General features: G+C 59.9%; 4 protein-coding genes. All 4 read right to left on the bottom strand.

Features of this window, described 5'->3' with window-relative positions:
* Nucleotides 1-137 precede the first annotated feature (137 nt).
* Nucleotides 138-1,169 (bottom strand): ABC transporter permease, encoded by a 1,032-nt coding sequence (locus Q0J74_RS10315; protein ID WP_297214326.1) that lies wholly within the window; start codon nt 1,167-1,169, stop codon nt 138-140.
* Nucleotides 1,166-2,464 carry an ABC transporter permease gene (locus tag Q0J74_RS10320; RefSeq protein WP_297214328.1) on the bottom strand — a complete coding sequence of 433 codons (1,299 nt, stop codon included), beginning with the start codon at nt 2,462-2,464 and terminating at the stop codon, nt 1,166-1,168. Before Q0J74_RS10320 ends, Q0J74_RS10315 begins: the two co-directional genes overlap by 4 nt.
* Complete coding sequence (locus Q0J74_RS10325; protein ID WP_297214330.1) at nt 2,461-4,011, bottom strand: ABC transporter ATP-binding protein; 1,551 nt, start codon at nt 4,009-4,011, stop codon at nt 2,461-2,463. Before Q0J74_RS10325 ends, Q0J74_RS10320 begins: the two co-directional genes overlap by 4 nt.
* A gap of 127 nt (nt 4,012-4,138) precedes the next feature.
* The coding region (locus Q0J74_RS10330; protein WP_297214332.1) for a BMP family lipoprotein at nt 4,139-5,022 on the bottom strand (884 nt) is incomplete at its 5' end.

The raw sequence follows: 5,022 nt of genomic DNA on the forward strand, positions 1-5,022 counted from the left end.
CCTCCTATTCTGGCCGATATATGCGAAAAACCCGGTCATGCATCAAGCATGAAACGGGTTTTTCGACAGACTGAAGCCAAAACCTCCGGCTAAACCGGAGGTTTTGGCTTTTTTTGATACGTTGTTTTTCTTTGGACTCAGCGCTGGCCCTTGTCGTAGGGAATCCCCTCCGCCTTGGGGGCTCTGGACTTCTTGGAGGTGAAGGCCAACACCACCAGGGTGATGAGATAGGGCAGCATCCGATAGAAGTGGGGGCTGATGCCGATCTCCTTCAGCATAAAGATGCCGTCGCCATTGATGTCAATGCTGGTATAGGAGGCAGCAATACACTTAAACAGGCCGAAAATAAGGGCGGAGCCGGCAATGTTCAAGGGCTTCCAGTTACCGAAAATCATAACCGCCAGGGCCAGGAAGCCGAAGCCGGCCACATCGCCGGTGGAGGCGCAGTTGGCAGTGGTGAGGGCGTAGACAAAGCCGCCCATGCCCGCCAGGGCGCCGGAAATGGTGGTGCCGGCGTAGCGCATCTTATAGACGTTGATGCCCAGAGAGTCGGCGGCCTGTGGATTTTCACCGCAGGAGCGCAGCCGCAGGCCGAACCGGGTCTTGTAGAGCAGGATGGACAAAATTACAAACAGGATAATGCAGATATAGGTGGCCAAATAGGTCTTGTCCACAAAGGTGGAGCCCAAAAAGCCCATCTCGTCATTGCGGCCATAGCCGAAAAAGCTCTTTTTAATCATAAAGTAGCTGGCCGAGTCCCCTTCCGCCATTTGCAGGGTGTTCTGGTTGGCGATGAGGCGGATGAAGAAGAGCACCAGGGCGGGAGCCAGCAGGTTAAGGGCGGTGCCGCCGATGGTCTGGTCTGCCTTCAGATTCACCGAGGCGAAGGAGAGCAGCAGGGAGAAAATAGCGCCCAGAACGGCGGCCACCACGATGGCCAGCACCATGAAGCCCTGGAGGGCCACCCAGTCGCCAGCGGCCTTGGCATCCAGGAAAAAGCCCGCCTTCTGGGACAGATTGACAAAGAGCACCCCGGCAAAGGCGCCGAAAATCATAATGCCTTCCAGTGCCAGGTTGATGATGCCGCTGCGCTCGGCAAAGACGCCGGCCAGAGCCACGATCATCAGCGGGACGGCATAGAGCAGGGTCTGCTGAATCAGAAACGTCATGCCTGCTCCCCTCCTTTCTGCTCCGCCGCGCCGGTGTCCGGCGGCGGATCCGACGCCGGGGCCTTGGCCTCCCGTACCGCGGAGATTTTATGCTTTTTCCGGCCGCTGAGCAGCATCTTGATCACCAGCGAGAAGGCGCTGAGGTAAACGATAATGGCGATAATCACATCCGTGATGTACTCGTTGTAGGCTGTCAGGTTGGTCATTTGCAGGCCCACGATGTCCAACATGGACATGAAGCAGCCGGTAAAGATGACCGCGATGGGGTTGCTGGCCGCCAGCAGGGCCACAGGGATGCCGTTGAAGCCGGTGGCGGGAAGAGACTGATAGGCGGAGGTCCAGTAGAACTCCGTGTTGCCGGAGAGGTAGTACAGCGCGGCGGCGGCCCCGGACAGGGCGCCGGCAATGGCCATGGACAACACAATGTTCCGCTTATCGGCAATACCGGCATAGCGGGCGGCATGGCGGTTGGCGCCGCAGGCCTTCAGCTCATAGCCCAGGGTGGTCTTGGTCATCAGGATATAGATCAGGATGGCGATGACGATGGCAATGAGGATGCCGCCGTTGACCTGGGAATTGGGGAAGAGCTTGTCCAGGCCCATCTTGGCGGTCTGGACGCCCTTGCCGTCCACATAGGTCCACACCCCATCCACCTGGGTCAGGCCGAAGGAGGTCTTGTAGATATAGCCGCTCTTGGTGTTCTCCACCAGGTTGCGGAACTGGCTGCCGTCAAACATCCAAGTCACCAGGTTGGCGGCGATCCAGTTGGTCATAATGCACGCCAGCACTTCGTTGATGTTGAGGAAGGCCTTCACCAGGCCGGGAATACAGCCCCACAGCGCTCCCGCCAGAATGCCGCCCAGGAAGGCAATCAGCCATACCAGGGGGGCAGGCACATTGTCGGTGGAAATGCCCAGGGCCAGCATCAGGGTGGCTGCGGTGCTCATCAGGTACTGGCCCGGCGCGCCGATGTTGAACAGGCCGGTTTTGAAGGCCACCGCCACCGACAGGCCGGTAAGAATCAGCGGAGTGGCGCGGAAGAGCATGTTGCCCATGTTGGTGGGGTTGAAGCCGAAGGTGAGGTGACCCGCCCCGTCCCGGCCGGTGCTGAACAGGCCGCCGAATACCAGGCGGATCCCCTCAATGGCGCCCTTCAGACCCAAGTTGGAGTTAAACATGCCTACAATCAGAATGATGACGGCACCCACCGCCATGCCGATGACAATGGAGATCAGGGAGGCAGTTACCGATTTGGCCGCGTCCTTCTCCCACAGGGTGGAACCTTTCTCTCTCATGCTCCCGCTCCCTCCTTGGTCATTCGCTTGGCGCCGGCCATGTAGAGGCCCAGCTCCTGCACGGTGGTGGTCTCCGGGTCCAGCTCACCCACAATCTCGCCCTCGTACATGACCAGAATGCGGTCGGACAGGCTCATCACCTCGTCCAGCTCCAGAGAGATAAGCAGCACCGCCCGGCCCTTGTCCCGCTCGGCAATCAGCTGACTGTGGATGTATTCGATGGCGCCCACATCCAGGCCGCGGGTGGGCTGCACCGCCACCAGCAGCGGTTTGTCCCGGTCCACCTCCCGGGCGATGATGGCCTTCTGCTGGTTGCCGCCCGACATGGACCGGGCCATGGTCACCGGACCCTGGCCGGAGCGCACGTCGTACTGCTCAATCAGCGTCTCGGCGTACTTGCGCACCTCGGCGTTCTTGATAAAGCCCATGTTCTGGAACTGGGGTTCCCGGAAACGCTGGAGCACCATGTTCTGCTCCAGAGTGAAGTCCAGCACCAGGCCGTGCTTATGCCGGTCTTCGGGAATGTGGCTCATATTCTCCCCCCGTTGGTGGATGGAGGCATGGCTGATTTCCTTACCGCATAGGGTGACGGTACCGGCGGAGCACTTCTCCAGGCCGGTAAGGCCGTAGACCAACTCGGTCTGGCCGTTGCCGTCAATGCCCGCCACGCAGACGATCTCGCCCTTGCGGACCTGAAAGCTGACATCGTTGACGGCATTGCGCTTGTGGGTGCGGGAGGGTACAGTGAGCCCCGCCACATTGAGCACCACCTCGCCGGGCTTGGCCGGCTGCTTGTCCACCTCCAGCTGCACCGGACGGCCCACCATCATGTTGGACAAGGACTGCTTGTCGGTATCCTTGGTATCCACGGTACCCACATACTTACCCTTGCGCAGTACGGTGACCCGGTCTGCCACTGCCATAATCTCGTTGAGCTTGTGGGAGATGAAGAGGATGCTCTTTCCCTCCCGGGCAAACTCCTTCATGGTGGCCATCAGCTCGTCAATCTCCTGCGGGGTGAGGACAGCGGTGGGCTCATCAAAAATCAAAATCTCGTTGTCCCGGTAGAGCATCTTCAGGATTTCCACCCGCTGCTGCATGCCAACGGTGATGTCCTCCACCCGGGCGTCCAAATCCACCTTCAGGCCGTACTTTTCCGACAGAGCCTGTACCTTCTTCCGGGCTTCCTTTTTCTGCAAAAAGCCCAGTTTGGTGGTCTCCGCGCCCAGAATGATGTTGTCCAGCACGGTGAACACGTCAATCAGCTTGAAGTGCTGGTGCACCATGCCGATGCCCAGGGCGGTGGCATCGTTGGGGTTGTGGATCTTCACCGTCTGGCCGTTCTTGCGGATTTCCCCCGCTTCCGGCTGATACAGCCCAAACAAGACGCTCATCAGGGTGGACTTTCCCGCCCCGTTCTCCCCCAAAAGGGCGTGGATTTCGCCCTTGCGGAGCTGGAGCGTTATGTCATCGTTGGCGATGATTCCCGGGAATTCCTTGGTAATGTGAAGCATCTCGATGATGTTCTCGGCTTGCATTCTCCTCATCCCGCTTCCTCAGTAGAATGACCATATTATACCGTATTTATGGGGAAAAAACAAGTGATTCTGCCCACTATCGGCAAAAAGGGAGGGGACGAAACTCGTCCCCTCCCGATCTGCGCAATGGGATGGATTACTCCACGTTCAGGACCACATTGCTCCACTCGGTGGTCTCCAGGTTGTCATAGTTGGCGTCCACAACCAGGGTGCCGTCCAGCATCTGCTGATACAGGTCCTCGTACTCCGCGACGGTGAAGGTCTCAAACCGCCAGGAAGCATCGGCGGTAGGCAGAGCCACGGAGTTGTTCTCCACACCCAGAGAGGTGGCCACGCCGCCGATGGTGTCGAAGGTACCGTCATAGACGTGACCCACGGCCCACTGCACCGCGTCGGACAGGCCCTTCATGGCGGAAGTCACCACGTAGTCGGACTCGCCGGACTGGTCCACGTCCACGCCGATGACATAGCCATCATTGGCGGAGGCGGCGGCGGCGATGGACTGGAACATGGAGCCGCCGCAGGCAAAGACGATCTCGGTGCCGTTGGCATACCAGCCGCTGATCATGGTCTGCAGCTCGGTGGAGGCGGAGAAGGTGGCGCCGTACTGCCAGGAGTAGTTCATATCGACGGTGACGCCCAGCTCCTTGGCGGCGTCATTGGCGCCCTGGACATAGCCGTAGCCGAACCGGCAGCAGGCGGGGTTGGTGCCGCCGCCGCCGCCGGAGAAGCCCAGCTTGGTGAAGCCGTCCTTCACAGCGGCGTAGCCGGCCAGGTAACCAGCCTGCTCTTCCTTAAAGGCAATACCGGCCACGTTGGCCAGCACATTGCCCGCGTCATCGCTGAGGGGGTAACCGTCAATAAAGACGAAGGGAGTGTCGGGGAACTCGATGGCGGCCTTCTTCAGCGCGGCCTCCTGCAGGTAGCCGGCGCACACCACCACCTCGGCACCGCCCTCCACGGCGGCCTTCATGGCGTCATAGCGGTCATCGTCGGTGGCCTCGTTGCCGTTGGCGGGCT

The sequence above is a fragment of the uncultured Flavonifractor sp. genome (genome assembly GCF_944387675.1).
In the GTDB taxonomy this organism is placed as follows: Bacteria; Bacillota; Clostridia; order Oscillospirales; family Oscillospiraceae; genus Flavonifractor.

Coding starts and splice junctions, on each gene's coding strand:
- Q0J74_RS10315 (WP_297214326.1), bottom strand. CDS start 1,169: ATGACGTTTCTGATTCAGCAGACCCTGCTCTATGCCGTCCCGCTGATG.
- Q0J74_RS10320 (WP_297214328.1), bottom strand. CDS start 2,464: ATGAGAGAGAAAGGTTCCACCCTGTGGGAGAAGGACGCGGCCAAATCG.
- Q0J74_RS10325 (WP_297214330.1), bottom strand. CDS start 4,011: ATGAGGAGAATGCAAGCCGAGAACATCATCGAGATGCTTCACATTACC.